The sequence below is a fragment of the Streptomyces sp. MH60 genome, assembly GCF_002939385.1.
In the GTDB taxonomy this organism is placed as follows: domain Bacteria; phylum Actinomycetota; class Actinomycetes; order Streptomycetales; family Streptomycetaceae; genus Streptomyces.
This window is the reverse complement of the sequence record NZ_MULI01000044.1, coordinates 33,775-60,370: the sequence shown is the minus strand read 5'-3', so window position 1 is coordinate 60,370 and position 26,596 is coordinate 33,775. Positions and strand designations below refer to the sequence as shown.

General features: G+C 72.3%; 25 protein-coding genes. 17 read left to right on the top strand and 8 right to left on the bottom strand.

The features are described 5' to 3' along the window. From BZZ08_RS24455 to BZZ08_RS24425, 7 genes are all read right to left on the bottom strand, one after another. Window positions 1–596 (bottom strand): TerD family protein (locus BZZ08_RS24455; RefSeq protein ID WP_241965556.1); only part of this gene is annotated, 596 nt, incomplete at its 3' end. A 219-nt stretch (window positions 597–815) separates the two neighbouring features. Next, entirely contained in the window at window positions 816–1,805 is a 990-nt protein-coding gene (locus tag BZZ08_RS24450) for a zinc-dependent alcohol dehydrogenase family protein (RefSeq protein WP_104634409.1), read from the bottom strand. Beyond that, window positions 1,802–2,677: a carbohydrate ABC transporter permease gene (locus tag BZZ08_RS24445; RefSeq protein ID WP_104634408.1), complete on the bottom strand. Its 876-nt coding sequence runs from the start codon at window positions 2,675–2,677 to the stop codon at window positions 1,802–1,804. The genes BZZ08_RS24450 and BZZ08_RS24445 overlap by 4 nt, the downstream gene beginning before the upstream one ends. Then, window positions 2,674–3,618, bottom strand: coding sequence for a carbohydrate ABC transporter permease (locus tag BZZ08_RS24440; RefSeq protein ID WP_104634407.1), 945 nt, complete (start codon window positions 3,616–3,618; stop codon window positions 2,674–2,676). The genes BZZ08_RS24445 and BZZ08_RS24440 overlap by 4 nt, the downstream gene beginning before the upstream one ends. Further along, window positions 3,615–4,985 carry an ABC transporter substrate-binding protein gene (locus BZZ08_RS24435; RefSeq protein ID WP_104634406.1) on the bottom strand — a complete coding sequence of 457 codons (1,371 nt, stop codon included), beginning with the start codon at window positions 4,983–4,985 and terminating at the stop codon, window positions 3,615–3,617. The genes BZZ08_RS24440 and BZZ08_RS24435 overlap by 4 nt, the downstream gene beginning before the upstream one ends. Before the next feature lie 96 nt (window positions 4,986–5,081). Further along, window positions 5,082–5,858 (bottom strand): DeoR/GlpR family DNA-binding transcription regulator, encoded by a 777-nt coding sequence (locus BZZ08_RS24430; RefSeq protein ID WP_104634414.1) that lies wholly within the window; start codon window positions 5,856–5,858, stop codon window positions 5,082–5,084. A gap of 282 nt (window positions 5,859–6,140) precedes the next feature. Further along, complete coding sequence (locus BZZ08_RS24425) at window positions 6,141–6,950, bottom strand: NAD-dependent epimerase/dehydratase family protein (protein ID WP_104634405.1); 810 nt, start codon at window positions 6,948–6,950, stop codon at window positions 6,141–6,143. A gap of 206 nt (window positions 6,951–7,156) precedes the next feature. Between BZZ08_RS24425 and BZZ08_RS24420 the strand changes: the two genes are divergently transcribed. The 3 genes from BZZ08_RS24420 to BZZ08_RS24410 all read left to right on the top strand — a co-directional run bounded on the left by BZZ08_RS24420 (window position 7,157) and on the right by BZZ08_RS24410 (window position 9,749). Next, window positions 7,157–8,107 carry a 5-dehydro-4-deoxyglucarate dehydratase gene (locus BZZ08_RS24420; RefSeq protein ID WP_104634404.1) on the top strand — a complete coding sequence of 317 codons (951 nt, stop codon included), beginning with the start codon at window positions 7,157–7,159 and terminating at the stop codon, window positions 8,105–8,107. Continuing rightward, window positions 8,104–9,276: a hypothetical protein gene (locus BZZ08_RS24415; protein ID WP_104634403.1), complete on the top strand. Its 1,173-nt coding sequence runs from the start codon at window positions 8,104–8,106 to the stop codon at window positions 9,274–9,276. Before BZZ08_RS24420 ends, BZZ08_RS24415 begins: the two co-directional genes overlap by 4 nt. A gap of 80 nt (window positions 9,277–9,356) precedes the next feature. Continuing rightward, a complete protein-coding gene (locus BZZ08_RS24410) occupies window positions 9,357–9,749 on the top strand; it encodes a VOC family protein (protein WP_104634402.1) in 393 nt (130 codons plus the stop codon). Here BZZ08_RS24410 and BZZ08_RS24405 read toward each other — a convergent pair. Further along, on the bottom strand, window positions 9,738–10,985 hold the full coding sequence (locus BZZ08_RS24405; RefSeq protein WP_104634401.1) for an MFS transporter: 1,248 nt from the start codon (window positions 10,983–10,985) through the stop codon (window positions 9,738–9,740). The genes BZZ08_RS24410 and BZZ08_RS24405 overlap by 12 nt on opposite strands. Before the next feature lie 141 nt (window positions 10,986–11,126). On the opposite strand from BZZ08_RS24405, the gene BZZ08_RS24400 reads away from it, so the two are divergent. The 14 genes from BZZ08_RS24400 to BZZ08_RS24335 all read left to right on the top strand — a co-directional run bounded on the left by BZZ08_RS24400 (window position 11,127) and on the right by BZZ08_RS24335 (window position 26,570). Further along, a complete protein-coding gene (locus BZZ08_RS24400) occupies window positions 11,127–11,726 on the top strand; it encodes a TIGR03086 family metal-binding protein (RefSeq protein WP_104634400.1) in 600 nt (199 codons plus the stop codon). Between the two features lie 166 nt (window positions 11,727–11,892). Then, window positions 11,893–12,561: a GntR family transcriptional regulator gene (locus tag BZZ08_RS24395; RefSeq protein WP_104634399.1), complete on the top strand. Its 669-nt coding sequence runs from the start codon at window positions 11,893–11,895 to the stop codon at window positions 12,559–12,561. Continuing rightward, entirely contained in the window at window positions 12,558–13,466 is a 909-nt protein-coding gene (locus BZZ08_RS24390; protein WP_104634398.1) for a dihydrodipicolinate synthase family protein, read from the top strand. The genes BZZ08_RS24395 and BZZ08_RS24390 overlap by 4 nt, the downstream gene beginning before the upstream one ends. Beyond that, window positions 13,463–15,211, top strand: coding sequence for an L-arabinonate dehydratase (gene araD, locus BZZ08_RS24385; protein ID WP_104634397.1), 1,749 nt, complete (start codon window positions 13,463–13,465; stop codon window positions 15,209–15,211). Before BZZ08_RS24390 ends, araD begins: the two co-directional genes overlap by 4 nt. A 115-nt stretch (window positions 15,212–15,326) precedes the next feature. Next, window positions 15,327–16,262 carry a carbohydrate ABC transporter permease gene (locus tag BZZ08_RS24380; protein WP_104634396.1) on the top strand — a complete coding sequence of 312 codons (936 nt, stop codon included), beginning with the start codon at window positions 15,327–15,329 and terminating at the stop codon, window positions 16,260–16,262. Further along, window positions 16,259–17,158, top strand: coding sequence for a carbohydrate ABC transporter permease (locus tag BZZ08_RS24375; RefSeq protein ID WP_104634395.1), 900 nt, complete (start codon window positions 16,259–16,261; stop codon window positions 17,156–17,158). The genes BZZ08_RS24380 and BZZ08_RS24375 overlap by 4 nt, the downstream gene beginning before the upstream one ends. Continuing rightward, window positions 17,155–18,312 carry a Gfo/Idh/MocA family protein gene (locus BZZ08_RS24370; protein ID WP_104634394.1) on the top strand — a complete coding sequence of 386 codons (1,158 nt, stop codon included), beginning with the start codon at window positions 17,155–17,157 and terminating at the stop codon, window positions 18,310–18,312. The genes BZZ08_RS24375 and BZZ08_RS24370 overlap by 4 nt, the downstream gene beginning before the upstream one ends. Further along, the gene (locus tag BZZ08_RS24365) at window positions 18,309–19,154 is read left to right on the top strand and encodes a DUF6807 domain-containing protein (protein WP_104634393.1); all 846 of its coding nucleotides are present in this window, start codon (window positions 18,309–18,311) and stop codon (window positions 19,152–19,154) included. Before BZZ08_RS24370 ends, BZZ08_RS24365 begins: the two co-directional genes overlap by 4 nt. Beyond that, window positions 19,151–20,695: a glycoside hydrolase family 43 protein gene (locus tag BZZ08_RS24360; protein WP_104634392.1), complete on the top strand. Its 1,545-nt coding sequence runs from the start codon at window positions 19,151–19,153 to the stop codon at window positions 20,693–20,695. The genes BZZ08_RS24365 and BZZ08_RS24360 overlap by 4 nt, the downstream gene beginning before the upstream one ends. A 55-nt stretch (window positions 20,696–20,750) precedes the next feature. Further along, window positions 20,751–22,121, top strand: coding sequence for an ABC transporter substrate-binding protein (locus BZZ08_RS24355; RefSeq protein WP_198601676.1), 1,371 nt, complete (start codon window positions 20,751–20,753; stop codon window positions 22,119–22,121). 154 nt (window positions 22,122–22,275) lie between these two features. After that, window positions 22,276–23,079 (top strand): rhamnogalacturonan acetylesterase, encoded by an 804-nt coding sequence (locus BZZ08_RS24350; RefSeq protein ID WP_104634390.1) that lies wholly within the window; start codon window positions 22,276–22,278, stop codon window positions 23,077–23,079. 38 nt (window positions 23,080–23,117) lie between these two features. Beyond that, entirely contained in the window at window positions 23,118–24,449 is a 1,332-nt protein-coding gene (locus tag BZZ08_RS24345) for a pectate lyase family protein (RefSeq protein WP_104634389.1), read from the top strand. A 75-nt stretch (window positions 24,450–24,524) separates the two neighbouring features. Then, on the top strand, window positions 24,525–25,655 hold the full coding sequence (locus BZZ08_RS24340) for a pectinesterase family protein (protein WP_104634388.1): 1,131 nt from the start codon (window positions 24,525–24,527) through the stop codon (window positions 25,653–25,655). A gap of 117 nt (window positions 25,656–25,772) precedes the next feature. Continuing rightward, window positions 25,773–26,570, top strand: coding sequence for an HAD family acid phosphatase (locus BZZ08_RS24335; RefSeq protein ID WP_104634387.1), 798 nt, complete (start codon window positions 25,773–25,775; stop codon window positions 26,568–26,570). Window positions 26,571–26,596 lie beyond the last annotated feature (26 nt).

Genomic DNA, 26,596 nt, shown 5'->3' with positions numbered 1-26,596 from the left:
GGGGCGGCGGGCATCGTGGGCGCCGCGGCGGGCGGGGGCGGGGGCGTGACCGCCTGGGACCGCGGCGGGGTGGCCGGCTGGGCCGGGGCCACCGGTTCCTCCACCGAGACGCCGAAGTCCGTAGCGATGCCCGCCAGGCCGTTGGCGTAGCCCTGGCCGACCGCGCGGGCCTTCCAGGCGCCGTTGCGCAGGTAGACCTCGACGATCACCAGGGCGGTCTCGGCGCCGAGCTGCGGCGGCGTGAAGGTGGCGAGCTCGGAGTTGTCGTCCGCGTTGCGGATGGTGGCGGTCGGCTCGATGCCCTGGAAGGTCTGGCCGGCGGCGTCCGGGCTGGCGGTGACGACGATCTTCTCGATGCCCGGGGGGACGGCGGAGGTGTCCACCACGATCGCGTCCGGGGCGGTGCCGCCGCCGGAGCGGTAGGTCACGCCCTGGCCGGTGGGCTGGTTGTAGAAGATGAAGTCGTCGTCGGAGCGCACCTTGCCGTCGGCGGTGAGCAGCAGGCCCGATACGTCGAGCCGCACGGGGGCGGCGACGTCCACCGTCACGCGGGCGGCGGAGAGGGGGATGTTCGAGCCGGGGGTCATAGCTGTCATGCCGGGTGAACGAGCGGGGGCGTTTTACCGTTCCCTTACCCGGGGGCCAATCGGGTCGGGGGTGGTGGGGGCGGCTGTCGCAGGGTGTTCTCGCCCCCGCCGCCCCGTCCCGTTCCCGTCCCTGGGGGTTGCCGCCCCCAGACCCCCGCCTAGGCCCTGAACGGGCCTTGTCCTCGAACGCCGGACGGGCTGGAGGTGCCGGGCGCCGGCTGGAAAGCGCTAGGGCACGACCACGATCTTGCGGCCCACGCCCGCCGCGAACTGCTCCAGGGCCTGGGGGTAGCGGTCCAGTTCGATGCGGTCGCTGATGAAGACGTCCGGGTCCAGGACGCCGCCCGCGAACAGTTCCGCCGCGCGCTCGTAGCTGTGGAGGACCGCCATGGAACCGGTGATGGTGATCTCCTGGTTGTAGATGCGGTACGGGTCGATCTGGACGCGCGTGGCGTAGTCGGCGACGCCGAACTGGAGGAAGGTGCCGGCCTTGGCGACCCGGTCGAGGCCGTCCTGGATCGCCGCCGCGTTGCCGGTGGCGTCGATGACCAGGTCCCAGCCCTGGGGGCGGTCCAGCTCGTCGGGGGTGGCGGCCGAGGCCGAGACGCCGAGGCCGCGGGCCGTCTCCAGGCGGGCCGGGTTGAGGTCGACCATGTCGACGCTGGCCGCGCCGGTGCGCTTGGCCAGCTCCAGCATCATCAGGCCCATCGTGCCGGAGCCGTAGATCAGGACGTGGGCGCCGAGGCGGGACTGGAGGACGTCGTAGCCGCGGACGGCGCAGGAGAGCGGTTCGATCAGGGCCGCGTCCTGGGTGCGGACGTGCTCGGGGAGCTTCACGCAGTTCGCGACCGGCGCCACCGCGTACTGGGCCGCGCCGCCGGACGTCGTCACGCCGATGGCGGCCCAGCGCTCGCAGAGGTTGTTGTGGCCGGTGCGGCAGTAGCGGCACTCGTAGCAGTAGAGGGAGGGGTCGACCGCGACCTGGTCGCCGACCGCCACCTCCGTGACCTGGGCGCCGACGCCGACGACCTCGCCGGCGAACTCGTGGCCCGGCACGATCGGGAGCTTGGGCGCGAACTCGCCCTGGAGGATGTGCAGGTCGGTGCCGCACAGGCCGCAGGCGGCCACCTCGACGACGACCTCGCGCGGCCCTGGCGTCGGGTCCGGGACCTCGGTGACGACGGCGCGGCCCACGGACTCGATGACGGCGGCCTTCATTTCACGGCTCCCAACGACAGGCCCTGGACCAGTTTGTCCTGGGCGGCGAACCCCGCGGCGAGCACCGGCAGGGAGATGACGAGCGACGCGGCGCACACCTTGGCCAGGAAGAGGCCCTGGCTGGTGATGAAGCCGGTCAGGAAGACGGGGGCGGTCTCGGCGACCACGCCCGTCAGCACCCGGGCGAAGAGCAGTTCGTTCCAGCTGAAGATGAAGCAGATCAGGGACGTGGCGGCGATGCCCGGGAGGGCGATGGGGGCCACCACCCGGAGCAGGATCGTGGGCAGTTTCGCGCCGTCCACCCGGGCCGCCTCGATGATCGCGACCGGGACCTCGGCCAGGAAGGACTGCATCATCCAGACCGCGATCGGCAGGTTCATCGACGTGTAGAGGATGACCAGCAGCCAGATGTTGTCCAGCATGTCGGTGTTCTTGGCGAACAGGTAGATCGGCAGCAGGCCCGCCACCACCGGCAGCATCTTGGTGGAGAGGAAGAAGAACAGGACGTCCGTCCACTTCTTCACCGGGCGGATGGACAGGGCGTAGGCCGCGGGCAGGGCCAGGACCAGGACGAAGAGGGTGGAGGCGATCGACGCCACGGCCGAGTTGGCCAGCGCCGGCCAGGGGCTGGCGCCGCCGCCCGCGCCGAAGAACTCGCGGTAGCCGTCCAGCGTCAGCGACGCCGCGAAGGACGGCGGGTTGGTGGCGGCGTCCGACTCCGAGTGGAAGGAGGTCAGCGCCATCCAGGCGATGGGCAGGAAGAAGACGATGCCGACCAGCCAGGCCACCAGGCCGAGGCCGGCACCGGTCCTGCGGCGGGTGGGTGCGGGCTTGGCGTCGGTGACGACGGGGCGTACGGCGGTGGCGGTCATGCGCGGCCGACCTCCTCGCGGAACAGGGACGACACCACGCGCAGCGCGAAGGTGGCGATGATGATCGAGCCGATGACGACCAGGACGCCCGCGGCCGACGCGAGGCCGTTCTCGTGGGCCTGGTAGAAGCTCTGGTAGACGGTGTAGGGCAGGTTGGCCGTGCCCAGGCCGCCGGACGTGATCGTGAAGACCGCGTCGAAGTTCTGGACGATGTAGATCGAGCCGAGCAGGGCGCCGAGTTCCAGGTAGCGGCGCAGGTGGGGGAGGGTGAGGTGGACGAAGATCTGCCAGTCGCCCGCGCCGTCCACCCGGGCGGCCTCGATCTGCTGCTGGTCCCGGCTCTGCAGTCCGGCCAGCAGGATGAGCATCATGAACGGCGTCCACTGCCACACCAGTGAGGCCTCGACCGCGAGCAGCGGGGTGTTCGAGATCCAGTCCGGCTGGGGTCCGCCGACGTAGTGCAACAGGCCGTTGAGCAGGCCGTATTCGGGGTTGTAGAGGACGTGCTTCCAGAGCAGGGCCGCCGCCACCGGGACCACCAGGAACGGGGCGATCAGGAGGGTGCGGACCACGCCGCGGCCCTTGAACCTCCGGTCGAGGAGCAGGGCGAGGGCCAGGCCGAGGACCAGGCTGACCAGGACGACCGCCACGGTGAGCAGGATCGTCGTCCACACCGACTTGCGCAGGGCGGCGTCGCCGAGGACATCGCCGTAGTTGGCGAAACCGGCGAAGCTGCGGGCGTCGGGATAGAGGGCGTTCCAGTCGAAGAAGGAGATCACCAGGGTTGCCACGAAGGGCAGCTGGGTGACCGCGATCATGAAGATCAGCGCGGGGAGGAGGGGGGCGCGGGTGGCCCAGGCGCGCAGCCGGCCGGACGGCGGGCGGACGGTGGGGCGGGTGTGTTCGGGTGCGGCCGAGGGGGCCGTTGTGGTGGCGGTCATCGTCCCTCGTACTCCTCGGAGATCTTCTCGGCGAGCTGCTGGGACTTCTTCAGGGCCTCCTCGACGGACTGGCGTCCGGCGATGGCCGCGCTGATCTCCTGGGAGACCTTGGTACCGAGGTCGGTGAACTCGGGGATGCCGACGAACTGGATGCCGGGCGCGGGCCGCGGCTGCACGCCGGGGTCCTTGGGCTTGGCGCCCTCGATGGCCTTGCGGGTCATCTCCTGGAAGGCGGCGGCCTCCTTGACGTAGGCCGGGTTCTTGTACGTCGAGGCGCGCTTGCCGGCCGGGACGTTGGACCAGCCGATCTCGTCGCCGACCAGCTGCTCGTACTCCTTGCTGGACGCCCAGGAGACGAACTTCCAGGCCTTGTCGGAGTTGCGGGAGGCCTTCTGGATGCCCCAGGCCCAGGTGTAGAGCCAGCCGGAGGAGTCCGTCTTCTCCACGGGCGCCGGGGCGTAGCCGATCTTGCCCTTGACCGGGGACTTGGCGGCGTCCAGGGAGCCGGCCGCCGAGGTGGCGTCGTACCACATGGCGACCTTGCCCTGGGTCATGTTGTTCAGGCACTCGGCGAAGCCGGACTGGGCGGCGCCGGACTCGCCGTGCTCGCGGACCAGGTCGACGTAGAACTTCGTGGCCTTCTGCCACTCGGGGGAGTCGAGCCGGGCCTGCCAGTCCTGGTCGAACCAGGTGCCGCCGAAGGTGTTCACGACCGTCGTCAGGGGTGCCATCAGCTCGCCCCAGCCGGGCAGTCCGCGCAGGCAGATGCCCTTCATGCCGGGTTCGGACCCGTCGAGTTTCTCGGCGAAGCCGGCCACCTGGGACCAGGTGGGGTGTTCGGGCATCTCGAGGCCCGCCTTGGCGAACAGGTCCTTGCGGTACATCAGGAAGGAGGACTCGCCGTAGAAGGGCTGGCCGTAGAGCTTGCCGTCGTCGCCGGTGAGGGACTCGCGCATCGGGCCGAGGACGTCCTGCTCGTCGTAGGCCGGGTCCTTGGCGACGTAGGAGTCCATCTCGTGCAGCCAGTCGTTGCGGGCGTAGATCGGTATCTCGTAGTTGGAGAGGGTGGCGGCGTCGTACTGGCCGGCCTGGTTGGCGAAGTCCTGGCTGATCTTGTCGCGGACGTCGTTCTCCGGCAGGACGGTGAAGTTCACCTTGATGCCGGTCTCCTTGGTGAAGTGGTCGGCGGTGAGCTTCTGCAGTTCGACCATCTGCGGGTTGTTGACCATCAGGACGTTGATGGCGTTGCCGCCGGATCCGGCGCCGCCCGCCCCGACCCAGCAGCCGGTGAGCAGCGGGGCGAGCAGCGTCCCTGCGGCGGCCATGGCGAGCGTGGCTCGCGGCCTCCGTCGGCTCTGGGTTCGCATGGATCGCTCCTGAACGTATGGGGAGGTATGGGGAGGTAAGGGGCAGTGGAAGGGGTGGGTGTGCCGTGCGGCCACCGGTGGGGTCCGGGCCGGTGCTCAGACGCGGATGATCTGGGGTCCCAGCAGGGAGTAGCGGTGGGCCTCGGCCGTGGGCAGCAGGGTGCTGGTGACGATGGCCTCCAGGGCGCCGACCTCCGCGAAGCGGCAGAAGCTCACCGCCCCGAACTTGGTGTGCGCGCCGACGAACACCGTGCGGCGGGCGGCCCGGATGGCCTGCGCCTTGACCTCGCTGACCGCGGGGTCGGGGGTGGTGAGGCCGTGCTCGCGGGAGATGCCGTTGGCGCCGATGTAGGCCAGGTCGACGACGAAGCCGGCCAGCATCTTCGTCGTCCAGTGGTCGACGGTGGCCAGGGTGCCCGGGCGGACCCGGCCGCCGAGCAGCAGGACGGAGGTGTCACCGGCCTCCGCGAGCGCGCCGGCGACCGGCAGGGACGCGGTGACCACGGTCAGCGGCCGGTCCCTGGGCAGTGCCTCGGCGATGAGCTGGGGGGTGAAGCCCTCGTCGACGAAGACCGTCTCCGCGTCGCCGAGCAGTTCCACGGCCGCGGACGCGATCCGGCGCTTCTCGGGCAGGTGGCTGGTGGCGCGGAAGGCGAGCGTGGTCTCGAACCCGGCGCTCTCCACCGGGTAGGCGCCGCCGTGGGTACGGCGGACCAGGCCGTGGTCCTCCAGGGCGCGCAGGTCCCGTCGTACGGTCTCCTTGGCGACGCCCAGTTCGGCGGCGAGCGCGGTGACGTCGACCGAGCCGGTGGCGCGGGCCACGCGCACGATCTCGTGCCGACGCTCTTCCGTCGTCCTTGTCCCCGTACTCATGCCGAACACCCGCCTCACCGCCTCGTCGCCGTGTGCTTGCCCGTTCGGGCCCCTGCGGCCCTTGGAGGAAGTTCTACAGCGACCGCGCGGCACTGACCAGGTCTGTTGCGGACCCGATACTGCCCGGGTGGGCCCGTTTGCGGTCCCGGGTGCCCGTCTCGGACCTGGGGCGCAGCGCGGGGCGGGGTGGGAACGGGCAGCGCGGATGCCCGCATGCGGAAGCGGACGGGCCCGTTCGGTGCCCGTCCGCTCCTTCGAGGGTGGTGCGGGGTCGTCTTCCGGTCAGTACGGCCAGATCGGGGGGTCGGTCACGAAGTGGCCGCCGAGGCGGGCGTGCGCCGGGTCGCCGGGGTCGAGGTCGCCCTGCTCGGCGATCAGCTTCTCGGCGTACGGCTCGGAGTCGTCCCGGGGTTCGTAACCGAGTGCCCGCGCGGAGGTGAGGTCCCACCACAGCCGGGTGTTGGCGGAGGAGCCGTGGACGACGGTGTGCCCGACGTTCTCGGCGGTGAGGGCCGCGTGGAAGAGGCGGGCGCCGTCCGCGGGGCTCATCCACACCGAGAGCATGCGCACGCTGGTCGGCTCGGGGAAGCAGGAGCCGATGCGCACGGAGACGGTCTCGATGCCGTGCTTGTCCCAGTAGAGCTGGGCGAGGTCCTCGCCGAAGCACTTGGACAGGCCGTAGTAGGTGTCCGGGCGGCGCGGCGTGTCGACGGGGATGAGGGGGTCGTCGCCCCGCGGGCGCGGGGTGTAGCCGACGGCGTGGTTGGAGGAGGCGAAGACGATGCGGCCGACGCCCTCCTCGCGGGCGGCCTCGTACAGGTTGTACGTGCCCTCGATGTTGGCCTTCAGGATCTTCTCGAAAGAGGCTTCCAGGGAGATGCCCGCGAGGTGGATGATCGCGTCGACGCCCCGGACCGCCTCGCGCAGGGCGTCCCGGTCGGCGAGGTCGGCGACGATCGCGTCCGGCTCGCCGTCGACCGGGCGCAGGTCGAGCAGGCGCAGCTCGTAGCCGTGTCCGGGGAGCAGTTCCCGCATCAGGGTGCCGAGGCCGCCGGCGGCGCCGGTGAGCAGGACGGTGCGGGGAGCGGGCATCCTCGGGACTCCTAGGTCGGTCTGTCGTAGTGGCGTACGCGTGCGTGCGTGCCGGTGTGTGCCTCACGTTCAGATGCGTGGACACGCTAAGGAGCGGGTGGTCGGGCGTCAAGAGGGCGCCTGCTTGACGGTGTTAGCGGGGCGGCTTAGCGTGGTCGCGTTCAGAAATGTAGACGCAGGTCATAGATATGGAATGGGGAGCGCCCGTGACCTCAGCCCCTCTCGCCACTCGGCTCACCGCGCCCAGCGGCCCGCTGTTCTTCCCCGTCACGGCGTACGGACCCGACGGCGGACTCGACCTGGACGTCTACCGCACCCATGTGCGCCGCGGGGTCGAGGCGGGTGCCGCCGCCGTGTTCGCCTGCTGCGGCACCGGCGAGTTCCACGCCCTGACGCCCGAGGAGTTCGCGGCCTGCGTCCGCGCGGCCGTCGAGGAGAGCGCGGGCCGGGTGCCCGTCCTCGCCGGCGCGGGCTACGGCACCGCCCTCGCCGTGCGCTACGCCCGCCTCGCCGAGGAGGCCGGGGCCGACGGGCTGCTCGCCATGCCGCCCTACCTGGTGCTCGCCGGGCAGGAGGGACTGGTGCGGCACTACCGGGAGGTGGCGGCCGCGACCGCGCTGCCCGTGATCGTCTACCAGCGCGACAACGCCGTGTTCACCCCCGAGAGCGTCGTCGAACTGGCCCGCACCGACGGCATCGTCGGCCTCAAGGACGGGCTCGGCGACCTCGACCTCATGCAGCGGACCGTCAGCGCGGTGCGCACGGAACTGCCCGGCGAGGAGTTCCTCTACTTCAACGGACTGCCGACCGCCGAGCAGACCCAGCTCGCCTACCGCGCGCTCGGCGTCACCCTCTACTCGTCCGCCGTGTTCTGCTTCGCCCCCGAGATCGCCCTCGCCTTCCACCGGGCGCTGCGCGAGGGCGACGACACCACGGTGCACCGGCTGCTGGACGGCTTCTACCGGCCGTTCGTCGAACTGCGCGCCCGGGGCCGCGGGTACGCCGTCGCCCTGGTCAAGGCGGGCGTACGGCTGCGCGGCCTGGACGTGGGGGAGGTGCGGACGCCGCTGGAGGAGCCGGCCGAGGAGCACGTGAAGGAGCTGGCGCGGATCATCGAGCGGGGTCAGGCGCTGCTCCGGGAAGGGGCCGGCCGGTGAAGGCGTCGGTGTTCGCCTACCCCTGGGACGTGGGCGGCGACCCGGAAGCCCCCGCGCGCGTCGCGGACCTCGGCGTGGCCCAGGTGACGCTCGCCGCCGCCTACCACTCCACCCGCGCCCTCACCCCCCGCCACCCGCGCCACCGCGTCGTCACCGTCGGGCACGCCGCCGTCCTCTACCCGCCGGACGCCGCCCGCTGGGAGGGCCGCGACCTGCGCCCGTACGAGGCTGGAGACTGGGCGCCCGGCGACGCGTACGGCGAGGCCGCCGCCGCCCTCGCGGACGCGGGCCTCCAGGTGCACACCTGGGTCGTCCTCGCCCACAACTCCCGCCTCGGCGCGGAACACCCGCACACCTCCGTCGTCAACGCCTACGGCGACCGCTACCCCTGGGCGCCCTGCATCGCGCAGCCCGCCACCCGTGCCTACCTCACCGACCTGGCCGCCGAGGCGGCGGTGCGGCCCGGGGCACACGGCACGGAACTGGAGTCGCTGGGCTGGTACGGGCTCGCCCACCTGCACGCCCACGACAAGACCGACGGGGTGGCCCTCGGGGACGCCGGGCAGTACCTGATGTCGCTGTGCTTCTGCCCCGACTGCCGGGCGGGCTACGGCGGTCAGGGCCTCGACCCCGACGCACTCGCCGCCGCCGTGCGCACCGCGCTGGAACCGGTCTGGCGGGGCGCGGCGCCCTCGGACGGGGGCTGGGCGGGCGTCGAGAAGCTCCTCGGCGCGGCGGCCGCGAACGCCACGCGCGCGTGGCGCGACGACCGGGCCCGCACGCTCCAGGAAGCGGCGGTCTCGGCGGTCCGCGCCGCCGCACCCGACGGCTTCCAGGTCCTGCTGCACGCCGACCCGGTGTCCTACCACTGCGGCGCCAACGCCGGCGTCGACCCCGCGCACATCCTCTCCGTCGCGGACGGCGTGGTCGTGCCCTGCACGGGCGGCGCGGGCCTGCTGACGCCGTTCGCCGAGCAGGCCGCCGACGGGGCCGTCCTCGCCGCCAACCTCACGGTGGTCTCGGGCATGGGCGGCAGCCCCCGCACCCTCGCCGCCGACGCCGCCCGCGCCCGCGACCTGGGGGCGACGGAACTGCGGCTGTATCACGCGGGGTTGGCGTCGGACGGGGATCTGGAGGGGGTGCGGACGGGGCTCACGGCCCTCGCGTAAGGTGCGGACGAGGGGGTCCGGGCCCGGTCGTCACCGGCCGACCTCGGCACCCCTCGTCGCGCTCTTCGAGGGGGATGGCCATGGAACTCGCCCAGGTCCGCCTGCTGGTCACGGACTTTCCCGGCTGCTACCGCTTCTACCGGGACGTCCTGGGGCTGAAGCCGCAGTTCGAGGCGGAGGACGGCCCGTACGCGAAGTTCACCCCCGACGGCGGCACCGCGGGCATCGCCCTCCAGGACCGCGCACAGATGGCCCGGCTGCTGGGCGGACTCGCCGACGAGCCGGCCGGCCACCGGTCCCTCGTCGTCCTGCGGGTCGACGACCTGGACCGCTCCTGCGAGGAGATCACCGCACGGGGCGCCGAACTCGTCCACGGTCCGGCACCCATGACGGACCGCATGCGGGTCGCCCACCTCATGGACCCGGCGGGAAACCTCGTCGAACTCCAGGAGTGGCTGGCCCTACGCGGCTGACGGCGTGGGCCGGTCCGTCGGCCTGCGCACGGTCGCCAGTGCCGTCGCCGTCGCCAGCAGCACCGCGCCCACCGCCGGCAGCAGCAGGCGCAGGCCGGTCGGCTCCACCAGGGCCGCGCCCACGGCGAGTCCGAGCACGTTGGGCGTGAAGACCAGGGAGTTGGCCGTCGCCGCGACCCGGCCCAGCAGCGGCCCCGGGGTCTCGCGCTGGACGGCGGTCAGGGCGGCGATCAGCACCGCCGGCAGCCCCGCGCCGATCGCCGCACCGGAGGCGAGGGCCACCGCGTCGTACGGTGCCGCCCGCACCGCCACCGCCACCGCGAACAGGGCGATCCCCGCGGCGGCGAAGCGCCGTCCGCCCAGACGCCGCACGGCCGGTCCGGCGAGCAGCCCCACCACCACCGACCCGGCCCCCTGGACCGCGTACAGCGCACCGGCGTACGCGGGGGAGTGCCCGAGGGCGTCGACGACCGCGTAGGCCGTGGCGCCGTTGACGCCCGCGCACAGCATCGTGACGCCGCCCGCGAGGACGAGCGGGCGCAGGCCGGGGTGCCCCCACAGGTACCGGGCGCCCTCGGCCGTGCGGCGCCGCCAGTCGGCCGCGGGGCGCTCCGGCGGCGCCTCCCGTACCCGCAGGGCGGCGTACACACCGGCGGCCAGCACAAACGTGGCCGCGTCCAGCAGCGCCACGCCCGGTCCGCCGTAGGCCGCGTACAGCCCCGCCCCGGCCAGCGGCGCGACCAGCTTCATGCCCTCGTTGGCGGTCATGCGCAGGCCGTTGAAGTCGCCGAGCAGCCCCGGGGCGACGGCGGCGGCCACCAGCGCCGACTCGGCCGCGTCGTGGACGACACCCGCCGCCCCGTACACGAAGAGCACCGCGAAGAGCAGCCACAGCGTGTCCCGGGAGTCCACCGCGAAGAGCGTGAGCAGCAGGCAGGCCATCAGCAGGCTCGCGGCGATCAGCAGCGGCCTGCGGCGGACCCGGTCCGCCAGGGTGCCCAGCGCCGGGCCCGCCAGGGTCGGCGCCCACATCGCGAGCATGCACAGCGCCGCCAGCCCGTCCGAGCCGGTGAGGTCCTTCACCCACACGCCGGCCGCCAGCCACAGCGCCGAGGTGCCGAAGCCGGACACCACCACCCCGGCGAGATACAGGCCCGCGTCGCGGTCGCGCAGGACGCGGACCACGGGCCAGGGACCGTCCGACCCTGCGGATTTCTTCGTTCCTGCCGTCGTCATACCTGGTCAGCGTGGCCCTAAGGCCCGGGTGCGGGCATCGGGCAGGTGCCCTAATGCCGACGCCGGCGGCCGATGAGTTTCGCGGGCGCGCCGGGTCCACCCTCCGAGAGAGCCGACCGCGCACCTCCCGAGGAGCAGCCGATGACCGCCGAGACCACCACCCTCGACCTGGGACCGCAGACGCGGATCCTCACCCGCCTCGCCGACGGTGTGCGCGACGACGGGCTCGCGGACCCGACGCCCTGCCCCGACATGGCGGTGCGCAACCTGCTCGGCCACCTGACCGGTCTCGCCGTCGCCTTCCGGGACGCCGCGCGCAAGGACCTGGGGCCCACCACGGACACCAGCCCCGAGGCGTCCGTGCCGGACATCGGGCCCGGCTGGCGCGAGCAGCTCGCCGCCGTGCTCGGAGAACTCGCCGAGGCGTGGCGCGACCCCGAGGCGTGGACCGGCCTGACCCGGGCCGGCGGCATCGACCTGCCCGGCGCGGTCGCCGGCGCCGTCGTCGCCGACGAACTGGTGATCCACGGCTGGGACCTGGCCCGCGCGACCGGCCAGGAGTACACCCCCGACGCGGCCGCGCTCCAGGCGGCGCACGGGCTGCTCGCCGCCGCCGCGGCGGAGTCCGAACGGGACCAGGGCATGTTCGGGCCGGTCGTCGCCGTGACCGCCGACGCGCCGCTGCTGGAGCGCGCCGTGGGGCTCAGCGGACGCGACCCGGGCTGGTCCCGCACCGCATAGCGAACACCGGCCGCAGCCAACTTCCTTTGTCAGAAGCATTGACGTCGCCGCGCGCCCCTCTTACCTTCAACGCGTCGTACTCCGTACGTCATATATGAGACGCGATACGCGAGATCTGATGTCCGAGATCTGTCGCGCATCCGACGCGAGATTCCGAGAGGCGCGCATGACCTCTGTGCCCACGCCGATCCCCTCCCGCACGCAGTACGTGCTGGAGGAGATCAAACGCCGCATCCTCACCGGCCGGTTGACGCCCGGCCAGGCCCTGGTCGAGACCGACCTCGCCGCACAGTTCGGGGTGTCCAAGACACCGGTGCGCGAGGCGCTCAAGACCCTGGCCGGTACCGGACTGGTCGTGATGAGCCAGTACAAGGGCGTCACCGTGCGCATGGTGGACGCGGACATGGCGCGCGAGGTCTACGACGTCCGGCTGCTCCTCGAGCCCGAGGCGCTGAAGCGCGCCGTGCGCCGCGGTGCCTCCCTGGACGCCGCCCGGGACGCGCTCACCCAGGCCGACCGGGCCACGGACACGGCCGAACGGTCGCTGGCCAACCGCGAGTTCCACCGCGCCCTGTACCTGCCGTGCGGCAACCCGCTGCTCGGCCGGATGCTCGACGAGGTCCGCGACCAGGCGGCCCTCGTCTCCGCGGTCGCCTGGGCCGCCGACCCGTCCTGGGAGCGGGAGGCCGGCGAGCACCAGGAGATCCTGCGCCTCGCCCTCGCCGGTGACGCGGACGGCGCGGCCCGCGCCCTGCACGCGCACATCGCGTCCTTCGTCGAGCGGGCCTTCCCCGAAGCGGGGACCGCGGCCCAGGAAGAGGACGGTCAGGCATGACAGCGACGTTCGAGACCCAGCGGGCGGCCCTGGCCGACGTGGTGGCGATCCCGGTGACCCCGTTCGCCGAGGACGGCACCGTCGACCCCGCCACCTACCGGGCCCTGCTGCGTCGTCTCCTCGACGGTGGCATCACGACCCTCACTCCCAACGGCAACACCGGCGAGTTCTACGCCCTCTCCCCGGCCGAGCGCCGCCTGGTCACCGAGCTGACCATCGAGGAGACCGGCGAGCGCGCGGACATCCTGGTCGGCGTCGGCCACGACCTGCCGACCGCGGTCGCCTCCGCCCGGCACGCCCGCGACCTGGGCGCCTCCATGGTGATGGTCCACCAGCCCGTCCACCCCTACGTCTCCCAGGGCGGCTGGGTCGACTACCACCGCGCCATCGCCGAGTCCGTGCCCGAACTGGGCGTCGTGCCCTACATCCGCAACGCCCAGCTCACCGGCGCCCGCCTCGCCGACCTCGCCGACGCCTGCCCCAACGTCGTCGGCGTGAAGTACGCCGTCCCCGACGCCGCCAAGTTCGCCGCGTTCGCCCGCGACGCCAACCTCGACCGCTTCGTCTGGGTCGCGGGGCTCGCCGAGCCGTACGCGCCCTCGTACTTCAGCGCGGGAGCCACCGGCTTCACCTCGGGCCTGGTGAACGTCGCCCCGGCCGTCTCGCTGAACATGATCGAGGCGCTGCGCTCCGGCGACTACCCGGCCGCCATGAAGGTCTGGGAGCAGATCCGCCGCTTCGAGGAACTGCGCGCCGCCAACGGCTCCGCCAACAACGTCACCGTGGTCAAGGAGGCCCTCGCCTCGCTCGGCCTGTGCCGCCGGGAGGTCCGCCCGCCGAGCAAGCCGCTGCCCGAGGACGAGCGCGCCGAGGTCGCCGCCATCGCCGCGGGGTGGTCGATATGACCGATCCCGTCGGAGCGGCCCGCCGCAAGCGCCCCGAGGAGCTGCGCAGCCACCAGTGGTACGGCACGGACGGACTGCGCTCCTTCAGCCACCGCGCCCGCACCCGCCAGCTCGGCTACCTGCCCGAGGAGCACCTCGGCAAGCCCGTCATCGCGATCCTCAACACCTGGTCCGACATCAACCCCTGCCACGTCCACCTGCGCGACCGCGCCCAGGCGGTCAAGCGCGGGGTGTGGCAGGCGGGCGGGTTCCCGCTGGAGTTCCCGGTCTCCACACTGAGCGAGACCTTCCAGAAGCCGACCCCGATGCTCTACCGCAACCTCCTCGCGATGGAGACCGAGGAGCTGCTGCGCTCCTACCCGGTCGACGGCGCCGTGCTGATGGGCGGCTGCGACAAGTCCACGCCCGCCCTGCTGATGGGCGCCGCCACGGTGGACCTGCCCGCGGTGTTCGTCCCCGCCGGGCCCATGCTCCCCGGGCACTGGCGCGGCGAGACCCTCGGCTCCGGCACCGACATGTGGAAGTACTGGGACGACAAGCGGGCCGGCCTCATCGGCGACTGCGAGATGCAGGAGCTGGAGAGCGGCCTGGCCCGCTCGCCGGGCCACTGCATGACGATGGGCACCGCCTCCACGCTGACCGCCGCCGCCGAGGCCCTCGGCGTCACCGTCCCGGGTGCCTCCAGCATCCCGGCCGTCGACTCCGGGCACGACCGGATGGCCGCCGCGGCCGGACTGCGCGTCGTCGAACTGGTCCACCGGGACCGGAAACCGAGCGACATCCTCACCGCCGACGCCTTCGAGGACGCCGTCACCACCGTGCTCGGCCTCGGCGGCTCCACCAACGCCGTGATCCACCTGATCGCCATGGCGGGCCGCGCCGGGGTCACCCTCACCCTGGACGACTTCGACCGCATCGCCCGCACCGTCCCGGTGCTGGCCAACGTCCGCCCCGGCGGACAGACCTACCTGATGGAGGACTTCCACTTCGCCGGCGGCCTGCCCGGCTTCCTCTCCCGCATCACCGACCTGCTCCACCTCGACCGGCCCACCGTCTCCCACGACACCCTGCGGGAGCAGCTGGACGGCGCCCTCGTCCACCACGACGACGTCATCAGGACCCGCGACAACCCGGTCGCGGCCGAGGGCGGGGTCGCCGTCCTGCGCGGCAACCTCTGCCCGGACGGCGCCGTCATCAAGCACATCGCCGCCGAGCCGCACCTGCTCAAGCACACCGGCCCCGCCGTCGTCTTCGACGACTACAGGACCATGCAGCGCACCATCAACGACCCGGACCTGGGCATCACCGCCGACAGCGTGCTGGTCCTCCGCAACGCCGGGCCCAAGGGCGGTCCGGGCATGCCCGAGTACGGCATGCTGCCCCTCCCCGACCACCTGCTCAAGCAGGGCGTGCGGGACATGGTCCGGATCTCCGACGCGCGGATGAGCGGCACCAGTTACGGCGCGTGCGTCCTGCACGTGGCCCCCGAGTCGTACGTCGGCGGACCGCTCGCCCTGGTGCGCACCGGCGACTCCATCACCCTCGACGTCGAGGCGCGCCTGCTCCGGCTCAACGTGGACGACGAGGAGCTGGAGCGCCGCAGGGCCGCCTGGACACCGCCGCCCGCCCGCTACGAGCGGGGCTACGGCGCGCTCTACAACGAACAGATCACCCAGGCCGACACCGGCTGCGACTTCGAGTTCCTGGCCCGCCCGGGCAAGGTGCAGGACCCCTACGCGGGCTGAGCCCGCCGACGGCGGGACCCGGCACGCCCCTGCCCATCGAGAAAGCGCTTCCCATCAGCGCATCAGCTCCGCGCACGCCCCGCACGACGTAGACGTCCTAGAACGGAGAACTGTCATGGCCCAAGCCGCAGCCGTGGCGAAACCGCCCGCGCCACCCCGGCGGCGCCGTGCCTCGGCCACGCCGCGCAGGCTCCCGTACCTGCTGATCGGACCGGCCGCCCTGCTGATGCTGGGCTTCATCGCCTACCCGGTCATCAGCGTCTTCTACTACAGCCTTCAGGAGTACAACCCCACCAAACCGTGGCGGAACGGCTTCGCGGGCTTCGACAACTTCGTCAGGATCTTCACCGAGGACCCGGTGTTCTGGGACACCCTCGTCTTCAGCGCCAAGTGGGTCTTCGTCGAGGTCGGACTGCAACTGCTCTTCGGTCTGGCCCTGGCGCTCATCGTCAACCAGACCTTCGTGGGCCGGGGCGTCGGGCGGGCCATGGTCTTCTCCCCCTGGGCGGTCTCCGGCGTCCTGACCTCCGCGATCTGGGTGCTGCTCTACAACTCCCAGACCGGCGTCACCCGTTACCTCGCGGACATGGGCATCGGCTCGTACGGCACCAGCTGGCTGTCCGACACCTCGACCGTGTTCTCCGCGGCGGTGGTCGCCGACCTCTGGCGCGGCGTGCCCTTCTTCGCCATCCTCATCCTCGCCGACCTCCAGTCCGTCTCGAAGGACCTGTACGAGGCCGCCGAGGTCGACGGGGCCAGCCGGCTCAAGCAGTTCTGGCACATCACGCTGCCGCACCTGAAGGACGCCATCATCCTCTCCACGCTGCTGCGCGCGGTGTGGGAGTTCAACAACGTCGACCTGCTCTACACCCTGACCGGCGGCGGACCGGCCGGCGAGACCACGACGTTGCCCCTGTACATCGCCAACACCAGCGTCGACGCCCACGACTTCGGCTACGCGTCGGCCCTCACCACGGTCGCGTTCGTGATCCTGCTCTTCTGCTCGATCGTCTACCTGCGGCTGAGCAAGTTCGGAGGCGAGAACAAGTGATCACCAAGGAGGCCACCGCGCCCGCTCCCGCGCCCGCGCGGACCGACCACGAACCGCCGCGACCGGCGAAGAAGCGCCGCCCGGCCTGGGACGAGGTCCCCCGCTGGCAGATCTACCTGCCGCTCGGGATCTACCTGGTCTTCACCCTGATCCCGTTCTACTGGATCCTGCTCTTCGCGGTGCGCCCGGCCGGCTCGACCTCGCTCGTGCCCTGGCCGATGACCACCGAGCACTTCGAGAAGGTGTGGACCGACCGCGGCTTCGGCACCTACTTCGAGAACAGCGTGTACGTCGGGCTCGCGACCCTCGTGATGACCACGCTCGTCGCGCTGGCCGGCGGCTACGCCCTCGCCCGGTTCGACTTCAAGATCAAGCGGGTCTTCATGCTCGCCCTGCTCTGCTCCCAGTTCGTGCCCGGCGCGCTGCTCCTGGTACCGCTGTTCGAGATCTTCGCCGGGCTCCAGATGATCAACTCGCTGGGCAGCGTCATCATCGCCGAGACGGTCTTCCAGCTGCCGCTGTCGATCATCCTGATCAGCAACTTCATCAAGAACGTGCCGTACTCGCTGGAGGAGGCCGCCTGGGTCGACGGCTGCGGCCGGTTCCGGGCCTTCCGGATCGTCGTACTGCCGCTGCTGCGGCCCGGCCTGATCGCGGTCGGTTCCTTCGCCTTCGTGCACTCCTGGAACCACTTCCTGTTCGCCCTGATGTTCCTCAACAACCAGCACAAGCAGACCATCCCGGTCGGCCTCAACTCCCTGATGAGCGCGGACAGCGTCGACCTCGGCGCGCTCGCCGCCGGCGGCATCGTCGCCGCCGTCCCCGTCGTGATCGTCTTCGCCTTCATCCAGAAGTGGCTGATCACCGGCTTCAGCGCGGGGGCGGTGAAGGGATGAACCCGGTACCCGTCGTCCTCGCCGGCGCCCGCGGCCACGGCCGCTGGCACGTCGCCAACATCCGCCGCCTGGAACGGGCGGGACTGGTCCGGCTGGCCGGCATCTGCGAGCTGACCCCGCTGACCGAGCAGGAGGCAGAGGGAGAACTCCCCGAGCAGTCCGCCGACTTCGGTGCCCTGCTCGACTCCACCGGCGCCCGGATCGCCGTGATCTGCACGCCGATCCCCACCCACACCGACCTCGCCCTGACCGCCGCCCGCCGGGGAGTGCACCTGCTCCTCGAAAAGCCCCCGGCGCCGTCGTACGCCGAGTTCCGGCGGATGGCCGACGGGGTCGCCGAGACCGGCGTCGCCTGCCAGATCGGGTTCCAGTCACTGGGCTCGCACGCGGTCCCCGCCATCCGGGAGCTGGTGGCCGAGGGCGCGATCGGCGAGGTCGTGGGCATCGGCGGGGCCGGGGCGTGGGTGCGCGACGAGGCCTACTTCCGCCGGGCACCCTGGTCCGGCAAGCGGCGGCTGAACGGCGCCGACGTGATCGACGGCGCGCTGACCAACCCGCTGGCGCACGCCGTCGCCACCGCCCTCGCGCTCGGCGGCACCGCCCGCGCCGAGGACGTCACCGGCATCGAGACCGAGCTGAGCCACGCCAACGACATCGAGGCCGACGACACCTCCTGCGTGCGGATCGGCACCGCGCGCGGGCACCGCGTCACCGTCGCCGCGACCCTGTGCGCGGAGCGGGCGGACGAGCCGTACGTCCTGGTGCACGGCTCCAGCGGCCGCGTCACCTTCTGGTACAAGCAGGACCGGGTCCTGCTCCAGCGGGGCGGCCACGGCCCCGAGGAGGTCCACCACGACCGCACCGACCTGCTGGAGAACCTGGTCGACCACCTCGCCACCGGAGCCCCGCTGCTGGTCCCGCCGGACGAGACGGGCGCCTTCATGCGGGTCGTCGAGGCGATCCGCCGGGCCCCCGACCCGGAGCCGCTGCCCGCCGCCGCCTGGCGCCGCGTCCCCGGGGAGGACCGCCGCGTGGTCCCCGGCATCGACGCGCTCGTGGCCGCCGCCGCCGACACCCTCTCCCTCTACTCCGAACTGGGCGCGCCCTGGGCGCCGCGCACCGAGCACCCGCGTTATGAGGTGAGCACCCGATGACCGGCAACGACTCCCCGGTGCTGCGCGTGGCGGGCCGCCCCGTCGCCCGGTACGTGACCCGGACCGAGCTGCCGTACCGGCTCTCGCCGCGCCCCTACCTGCACCCCGTCACCACCCTGGCCGGCACGGCCGTCACCGAGTTCAGCCCCGCCGACCACCTCCATCACCTCGGCGTCGGTGTCGCCGTTCCCGACGTCGAGGGGCACAACTTCTGGGGCGGGCGCACCTTCGTCCGCGACAGGGGGCCGACCGAGCTGGACAACCACGGCACCCAGCGGCACACCGCCTTCCAGCTCCGCGACCCCGACGGATTCGTCGAGGAACTGCGCTGGGTCGCCGCGGGCACCGAGCTGCTGCGCGAGCGCCGCACGGTCGCGGCCACCGAACTCACGGGCACCGCCTGGGCGCTGGACTTCACCTTCTCCCTCACCAACACCACCCCGGACCCGCTCACCCTCGGCAGCCCCGCCACCAACGGGCGCCCCGGCGCGGCCTACGGCGGCTTCTTCTGGCGCGCCCGCAAGGAGAACGCGGCGCCCAGCGTCTTCACCGCCGACCGGGAGGGAGAGCGCGAGGTGCACGGCAGCGGCGCCGACTGGCTCGCCATGACCGGGGAGACCTGGTCGCTGGTGTTCGCCGGCGCCACCGAACGCACCCGGCGCGACCCGTGGTTCGTGCGCACCGAGGAGTATCCGGGCGTCGGTTCCTCGCTGGCCCACGACGACCGGGTGACCGTCGCCCCGGGCGACACCCTGGTCCGCCGGATCGTCACCGTCGTCGCCGACGGCCGCCTCGACGCCGACGGCGCCGCCGCCCTGGTGCGCAAGGCGGTGAGCCCGTGACCGCTGCCGAGAGTACGGGGACGTACACCAACCCCGTCCTGAACGCCGACTGGTCCGACCCGGACGTGATCCGCGTCGGCGACGACTTCTACCTGACCGCGTCCAGCTTCGGCCGCGTCCCCGGCCTGCCCCTGCTGCACTCCCGCAACCTGGTCGACTGGACCCTGGTCGGGCACGCCCTGGAGCGCCTGGAGCCCGAGCGGGAGTTCGCGCGGCCCCGGCACGACCGCGGCGTCTGGGCACCGTCCCTGCGCCACCACGCGGGCCGGTTCTGGATCTTCTGGGGCGACCCCGACCAGGGTGTCTTCCAGGTCAACGCCCCCGACATCCGGGGCCCGTGGACCGCGCCCCACCTGGTCAAGGCGGGCAAGGGCCTGATCGATCCCTGCCCCCTGTGGGACGAGGAGAGTGGCGAGGCGTACCTGGTGCACGCCTGGGCCCGCTCCCGTTCCGGGATCAAGAACCGCCTCACCGGCCACCGCATGCGCCCCGACGGCACCGGACTCCTCGACGAGGGCGAGGTGATCGTCGACGCCGACCGGCTGCCCGGCTGGTTCACCCTGGAGGGCCCCAAGCTCTACCGGCACGACGGCTGGTACTGGATCCTCGCCCCCGCGGGATCGGTGGAGACCGGCTGGCAGGGCGCCTTCCGCTCCCGCGAGTTCTTCGGGCCGTACGAGGAGAAGGTCGTCCTGGAACAGAAGGACACCGACGTCAACGGCCCCCACCAGGGCGGCTGGGTGCGCACGGCGTCCGGCGAGGACTGGTTCCTGCACTTCCAGCAGCGCGGCGCGTACGGCAGGGTGGTCCACCTCCAGCCGATGCGGTGGGGGACGGACGGCTGGCCGGTCCTCGGCGACGACGGCGCCCCGGTCACCGGGCACGCGCGTCCCGCCCTGCCCCCGCAGCCGGCCGCCGCGCCCGCGACCGGCGACGACTTCCCCGGCGGACGGTTCGGCCGCCAGTGGTCGTGGACGGCCAACCCCCGCGAGGGCTGGGCCACCCAGCACGCCGGGGACGGGCTGCGCCTCGCCTGCGTCCGCTCGGCCGACGCGCACGATCTGCGCCTGCTGCCCGGCGTCCTCACCCAGCGCTTCCCCGGCGAGCCCTCGGTGATCGAGGTCGAGCTGCGCCTGGACAGCGAGGAACCCGGCGCGCGGGCCGGGCTCGCGGTCCTCGGCGACGCCTACCGCTGGGTCGGACTCCAGCGGGACACCGACGGGACCGTGCACCTGGTGCACCGGTTCGCCGAGTCGGTGGCCGAGTCCGAGCGGGACGCCGACCGGCCCCGCCCCGCGCCCGGGGGACGGGCCCGGCTGCGGATCGAGACGGTCCCCGGGGCACGCTGCCGCTTCTCCTACGACCTCGGCGACGACGACCCCGGCGGCGGCCCGCATCCCGTCGGCCGGGAGTTCGCCGCCACCCCCTGGCGCTGGGTCGGCGCGCTGCTCGGTCTGTTCGCCCTCGCGCCCGCCGGCCAGGGACACGCCGGCACCGCCACCTTCACGCGGTTCCGCGTCGGGCCCCACCGAACCCACTGAACCCGCACGTTGTCGTTCCACCGCTTTGTTCGATCCGGAAGAAGAGAGCCGACCAATGAGGATCAGCATGCTCAGCAGCAGAGACAAAGGCACAGTCAGGCGCCGGACGTCCGCCGCCGTCGCCCTGGGGGCCGTGCTCGCGCTGACCGCCACCGCCTGCGGTGACGACGGCAGCGGGGCGGGCGGCGACAAGGGTGCCGAGGGCAGCGGCAAGGGGAAGATCGTCTTCTGGGACAACAACGGCGGTATCCGTACGGACGTCTGGAAGGAGATCATCGCCGACTTCGAGAAGGCGAACCCGGACATCGACGTGGAGTACGTCGGGATCGCCGCCACCGAGTACCAGTCCAAGGTCGACACCGCCATCCAGGGCGGCGGCCTGCCGGACGTCGGCGGTGTGACGGCGTCGATGCTCGCGGGCTTCTCCGCCCAGGGCGCCCTGGAGCCGCTGGACGAGCGGCTCACCAAGTCCTCCCTGAACGGCAAGCTCAACAAGGACATGGTCGAGTCCCTGAAGGCCGCCGGCGGTGGCGACGGCACCCTGTACTCGATGCCCAGCTCCGCCAACAACGGCGTCCTCTACTACCGCACCGACCTGTTCGAGAAGGCCGGTCTCGACGCGCCGACGACGTGGGACAAGTTCTACGACGCCGCCGAGAAGCTGACGAACACGGGCAAGAACGAGTTCGGCTACACCATCCGCGGCGGCTCCGGATCCATCGCCCAGGCGTTCGACGCGATGTACGGGCAGTCCGGCATCACCTCGTTCTGGGACGCCGACAAGAAGAAGACCACCGTCAACGACCCGAAGAACGTCGAGGCGCTGGAGAAGTACGCGGCCCTCTACAAGAAGGTCACGCCGGCCGCCGACGTCAACAACGACTTCGCCAAGATGGTCGCCCAGTGGGACACCGGCACCATCGGCATGGTCAACCACAACCTCGGCTCCTACCAGGACCACGTGAAGGCGCTCGGCGTCGACAAGTTCCGCGGCATCCCGCAGCCGGTCGGTGCTTCCGGCAAGCGGGTCCAGGTCTCCAACCCGGTCGACGGGCTCGGCATGTTCAAGAGCTCGAAGAACAAGGAGGCCGCCTGGAAGTTCATCGAGTTCGCCACGTCGAAGGAGCAGAACTCGAAGTTCAACGAGTCGGCCGGGCAGGTGCCGTCCAACACCGAGGCGGCGAACGACGCGTGGATCCAGAAGGCCGAGCCCACGAAGCTGGCGGCGCAGGCGCTGAACGACGGGTCCACGACCATCGTCCAGCTGCCGTACTACCTGCCGGACTGGAACACGTTGTCCAAGTCGGAGAGTGAGCCGGCGTTCCAGAAGGTGCTGCTGGGCGACATGAGTGCGAAGGACTTCCTGGACGGGCTGGCCGAGAAGCTGAACGAGGCGCAGGGCGAGTGGACGGAGCAGATGGGCTGAACGCCCTGAGCTGGAGATCGCCGTGGGGCGGCCTGTGGTGTGCGGGCTGCGGGCCGTCCCTGGCTTGTCGCGCCCACGCGGCGGAGCCGCACATCGATACAGCCCCGCGCCCCCAGGTGTCTTTCCCAGCCCCTCGCGCCGAAAGGTGACCCGCATGTCGCTCAGCCGAAGACAGGTTGCTTCAGCCGCCGTTGCCTCCATCCCGCTGGCGTTCTCCGCCACCCAGACCGCCCACGCCGGCGGACGCCACCGCCCCCGCACCCTCTACATCGCCGGGGATTCCACCGCCGCGCAGAAGTACTCCGACGCCGCGCCCGAGACCGGGTGGGGCATGGCGTTGCCCTTCTTCCTCCGCAAGGAGGTGGGGGTCGCCAACCACGCCGTGAACGGGCGGAGTTCCAAGAGCTTCGCCGACGAGGGGCGGCTCGACGTCGTCCTCGGGGCGGTCCGGCCCGGTGACCTCCTGCTGATCCAGTTCGCGCACAACGACGAGAAGGACGAGGACCCCGCCCGCTACACGGAGCCCTGGACGACGTACCAGGACTACCTGCGGCTGTACGTCGACGGCGCGCGGGCCCGCGGGGCGCGGCCGGTGCTGGCCACGCCCGTCGAGCGGCGGCGGTTCGACGCCGAGGGGGACGCCGTGCCCAGCCACGGGGAGTACCCGGCGGCGATGCGGGCGCTGGCGCGCGAGGAGGGCGTGGCGCTGCTCGACGTACAGGCGCTGTCGCTCGCGCTGTGGCAGCGGCTCGGCGTCGAGGGGACCAAGGCGTACTTCAACTGGACCGCCACCGAGCAGGACAACACCCACTTCAATCCGCCGGGCGCGATCGCGGTCGCCCGGATCGTCGCCCGGGAGCTGCTGCGCGGGCGCGTACTGGCGCACCGGGACGTGCGCCGGCTGGACGAGGAGATCCCCGAGTCCTGGATCAGCTGGCCCGCGCCGGCCACCGCGTAACACCTCGACCGACACCCGGAACAAGGGAGAGCCGCACCATGATCACGCGTAGATGGCATGGGCATGCCATGAAGAGAGCGGCCGCGCTCGCCGGCTGCACCGCCCTCGTACTGAGCCTGACCGCCGCCACGGCCGAGGCCCGCCCCGGCCACCACCCCCGGGACACCGCCCGGCAGACGCTGCCCGCGGGCGACGGCTGGGCCTCCCACGGCACCGGTACCACCGGCGGGGCCGACGCCGACGCGGAGCACGTCTACACCGTCTCCACCTGGGCCGAGTTCAAGGCCGCCCTCGCCGTCGAAGGCACCGCGCCCCGGATCATCAAGGTCAAGGGCACCGTCGACGCCGTCTCGCAGGGCTGCGAGGCCTTCGCCGCGCCCGGCTACGACTTCGACGCCTACCTGGAGAAGTACTCCCCGGAGAACTGGGGCAGGGACACCGACCTGAGCGCCGAGCCCGACGACAGCCCCGAGGGCCTGCGCCGCGCCTCCGCCGCACAGCAGGACCGGGCCGTCAAGGCGAACGTCCCCTCCCACACCACCATCATCGGCGTCGGCCGGGGCGCCGCGCTCAAGGGCGCCAGCCTCCAGATCAAGGACGTGGACAACGTCATCGTCCGCAACCTGGCCTTCGAGAGCCCCGTGGACTGCTTCCCGCAGTGGGACCCGACGGACGGGGACCAGGGCAACTGGAACTCCGAGTACGACAGCGCCGTCGTCCACGGGTCGACGCACGTGTGGCTGGACCACAACACCTTCACCGACGGCGAGCACCCCGACAGCGCGGCGCCCACCTACTTCGGCATGCTCTACCAGCAGCACGACGGCCAGCTGGACATCGTGAAGGGCGCCGACTACGTCACCGCCTCCTGGAACGTCTTCACCGAGCACGACAAGACCATCCTGATCGGCAACAGCGACAGCGAGTCCACCGCCGCCGTCGACCGCGGCCACCTGAGGGCGACCTTCCACCACAACCTGTTCAAGAACCTCGTCGAGCGCGCGCCCCGGGTCCGCTTCGGCCAGGTCGACGTCTACAACAACCACTTCGTGGCCTCGGACGACTACGCCTACAGCTTCGGCGTCGGCAAGGAGTCCGCCCTGGTCGCCGAGCACAACGCCTTCACCCTGCCGGCCGGAGTCAGCCCCGCGAAGGTGCTCAAGCGCTGGAACGACTCGCCGCTCAGCGCCGCCCACAACCGCGTCAACGGCCGCACCGTCGACCTGATCGCGGCCCACAACGCCGAGAACCCGGACGCCGCACTCCGCTCCGGCGCGGGCTGGACGCCCACGCTGCGCACCCAGGTGCTGCCGGCCCGGGCGGTCCCCTTCGTCGTCGACCACGGCGCGGGCGCCGGCCGGCTGCGCTGACCCCCGTCCCCCGAACCGGGCCGGGGCGCCCGCACCGCCCCGGCCCACCCCGCCCGTCCCCGAAGGAGCATCCGTATGCACCGACCCGCCCCGTCCCGCAGAGGCTTCCTCCTGGCGACCGCCGGCGCGGGCGCCGCCCTCGGTCTCGCGGCCGCCGGTCCCGCCGTCGCCGGCACCCGGGCGCACCCGCGTCCCTTCGGCCGGTACGGCTCACCGGCCGCCCGCCGCACCCCGAAGACCCTGTACGTCGACCCGCACGGCCGCGGCGACTTCACCTCCGTCCAGGCCGCCGTCGACGCCGCCGAGGGCGACGGCTGGACGCTCGTCCTCGCCCCCGGCACCTACCGCGAGACGGTCTCCGTCGACACCGGGCGCACCGGGGCCACCTGGCTCGGCGCCTCCGGGGACCCGCGCGACGTCGTCATCGTGTACGACAACGCGGCCGGCACCCCCAAGCCGGACGGCTCCGGCACCTACGGCACCAGCGGATCGGCCACCACCACCGTGCGCGCCGACGGCTTCACCGCCCGCGCGATCACCTTCGCCAACGACTGGCTGCGCGCCGACCAGCCGGACTGGACCGGCACCCAGGCCGTCGCTCTCAAGGTCATGGGCGACCGGTCCGCCTTCCACGACTGCCGCTTCCTCGGCCACCAGGACACCCTCTACGCCGACACCCGCGACCTCGGCCTCTTCGCCCGCCAGTACTACGCGCGCTGCTACGCGGAGGGCGACGTCGACTTCGTCTTCGGCCGGGCGACCGCGGTGTACGAGCAGTGCCACTTCCGCACCCTGGTCCGCCCCGACCTCGACACCGCCCCCTACGGCTTCGTGTTCGCGCCGTCCACGGCGGGCGCCAACCCGCGCGGCTACCTGGTGGTCCGCGGCCGCGTCAGCAGCGAGGCCCCCGACGGCTACTACAAGCTGGCCCGCCCCTGGGTGCCCAGCTCCGACACCACCGCCCGCCCGATGCTCACCGTGCGCGAGACCCACCTCGGCGCGGGCATCGACGCGGTGGCGCCGTACGCGAACATGCGGGACGCGTACCCCTGGCAGGAGCAGCGGTTCCGCGAGTACCGCAACACCGGCCCCGGCGCCGCAGCCACCGTCCCGGAGAACCGGCCCCGGCTCACCCGTGCCCAGGCCGCCGCGCACACCCGGGAGGCGTACCTCGGCGACTGGCGGCCGTACGACCGGCGGCGGTGACCGGTCCGCAGGTCACCGGGACTTGACCTGCTTGACGTGATTTTTGCCAGGTAAAGGGGCGCGGATCCGGCCACGGGTCTCGCGCTCACCAGGGTGACGCGCGTAGAAACCTGTGTCATGCATAAACCACTGCGCATCGCGACCGTCACCGCCGCCTGTGCCGTCGCCGGTGCCGTCCTGTACGGCACGGGCGCCGCCACCGCCGGCCAGTCGACGGCCAACTCCACCCACGAGCCGTACAACATCGGGGTGCTGGCCAAGGACATCGACGCCTACTACGGCACCACGCTCGACGCCGACGGTGTCTACCAGGCGTCCCCGGACAGCCCGTACGCCACCGACCTGGCCCGCCTCGACGCCGCCGCGAAGCAGCAGATCGACCGGGCCGCCCGCGCGGCGCACCACCGGCACACCAGGCCGGCGGTCGTCTTCGACATCGACGACACACTGCTGCTCAGCCTCGACTACGAGAAGAAGAACAACTACGGCTACGACGGCGCCACCTGGGCCGCCTACGTCGACCGCGCCGACCGCCCGGCCGTCCCCGGCAGCCCCGAACTCGCCCGGTACGCCGAGAAGAAGGGGGTCGAGGTCTTCTACAACTCCGGCCTGAGCGAGGCGCAGCGCGCCGCCGCCGTCGAGAACCTGAAGAAGGTCGGCGCCGACGTGAACCTCGACACCGGCCACATCTTCCTGAAGGACAAGGCGAACCCGCCGTCCTACCTGGCCCACTGCGCCACCCCGGGCACCTGGAAGTGCACCACGGTGCAGTACAGGGCGGGCACCCGCCGGCACATCGAGCGGGACCTCGGGTACGACATCGTCGCCAACTTCGGCGACCAGTACTCCGACCTCCAGGGCGGCTACGCGGACCGGACGTACAAGCTGCCCAACCCGACCTATTTCGTGGAGTAGCGCGCCGCCCCGGCGGGGACGGGCCG

What these genes read in the sequence shown, in the direction of transcription:
- BZZ08_RS24425 (WP_104634405.1), bottom strand. Translation starts at nt 6,950, where the DNA reads ATGCCCGCTCCCCGCACCGTCCTGCTCACCGGCGCCGCCGGCGGCCTC.
- BZZ08_RS24430 (WP_104634414.1), bottom strand. Translation starts at nt 5,858, where the DNA reads ATGAGTACGGGGACAAGGACGACGGAAGAGCGTCGGCACGAGATCGTG.
- BZZ08_RS24445 (WP_104634408.1), bottom strand. Translation starts at nt 2,677, where the DNA reads ATGACCGCCACCGCCGTACGCCCCGTCGTCACCGACGCCAAGCCCGCA.
- BZZ08_RS24435 (WP_104634406.1), bottom strand. Translation starts at nt 4,985, where the DNA reads ATGCGAACCCAGAGCCGACGGAGGCCGCGAGCCACGCTCGCCATGGCC.
- BZZ08_RS24450 (WP_104634409.1), bottom strand. Translation starts at nt 1,805, where the DNA reads ATGAAGGCCGCCGTCATCGAGTCCGTGGGCCGCGCCGTCGTCACCGAG.
- BZZ08_RS24345 (WP_104634389.1), top strand. Translation starts at nt 23,118, where the DNA reads ATGATCACGCGTAGATGGCATGGGCATGCCATGAAGAGAGCGGCCGCG.
- BZZ08_RS24340 (WP_104634388.1), top strand. Translation starts at nt 24,525, where the DNA reads ATGCACCGACCCGCCCCGTCCCGCAGAGGCTTCCTCCTGGCGACCGCC.
- araD (WP_104634397.1), top strand. Translation starts at nt 13,463, where the DNA reads ATGACCGATCCCGTCGGAGCGGCCCGCCGCAAGCGCCCCGAGGAGCTG.
- BZZ08_RS24335 (WP_104634387.1), top strand. Translation starts at nt 25,773, where the DNA reads ATGCATAAACCACTGCGCATCGCGACCGTCACCGCCGCCTGTGCCGTC.
- BZZ08_RS24410 (WP_104634402.1), top strand. Translation starts at nt 9,357, where the DNA reads ATGGAACTCGCCCAGGTCCGCCTGCTGGTCACGGACTTTCCCGGCTGC.
- BZZ08_RS24440 (WP_104634407.1), bottom strand. Translation starts at nt 3,618, where the DNA reads ATGACCGCCACCACAACGGCCCCCTCGGCCGCACCCGAACACACCCGC.
- BZZ08_RS24380 (WP_104634396.1), top strand. Translation starts at nt 15,327, where the DNA reads ATGGCCCAAGCCGCAGCCGTGGCGAAACCGCCCGCGCCACCCCGGCGG.
- BZZ08_RS24350 (WP_104634390.1), top strand. Translation starts at nt 22,276, where the DNA reads ATGTCGCTCAGCCGAAGACAGGTTGCTTCAGCCGCCGTTGCCTCCATC.
- BZZ08_RS24390 (WP_104634398.1), top strand. Translation starts at nt 12,558, where the DNA reads ATGACAGCGACGTTCGAGACCCAGCGGGCGGCCCTGGCCGACGTGGTG.
- BZZ08_RS24405 (WP_104634401.1), bottom strand. Translation starts at nt 10,985, where the DNA reads ATGACGACGGCAGGAACGAAGAAATCCGCAGGGTCGGACGGTCCCTGG.
- BZZ08_RS24365 (WP_104634393.1), top strand. Translation starts at nt 18,309, where the DNA reads ATGACCGGCAACGACTCCCCGGTGCTGCGCGTGGCGGGCCGCCCCGTC.
- BZZ08_RS24370 (WP_104634394.1), top strand. Translation starts at nt 17,155, where the DNA reads ATGAACCCGGTACCCGTCGTCCTCGCCGGCGCCCGCGGCCACGGCCGC.
- BZZ08_RS24395 (WP_104634399.1), top strand. Translation starts at nt 11,893, where the DNA reads ATGACCTCTGTGCCCACGCCGATCCCCTCCCGCACGCAGTACGTGCTG.
- BZZ08_RS24355 (WP_198601676.1), top strand. Translation starts at nt 20,751, where the DNA reads ATGAGGATCAGCATGCTCAGCAGCAGAGACAAAGGCACAGTCAGGCGC.
- BZZ08_RS24400 (WP_104634400.1), top strand. Translation starts at nt 11,127, where the DNA reads ATGACCGCCGAGACCACCACCCTCGACCTGGGACCGCAGACGCGGATC.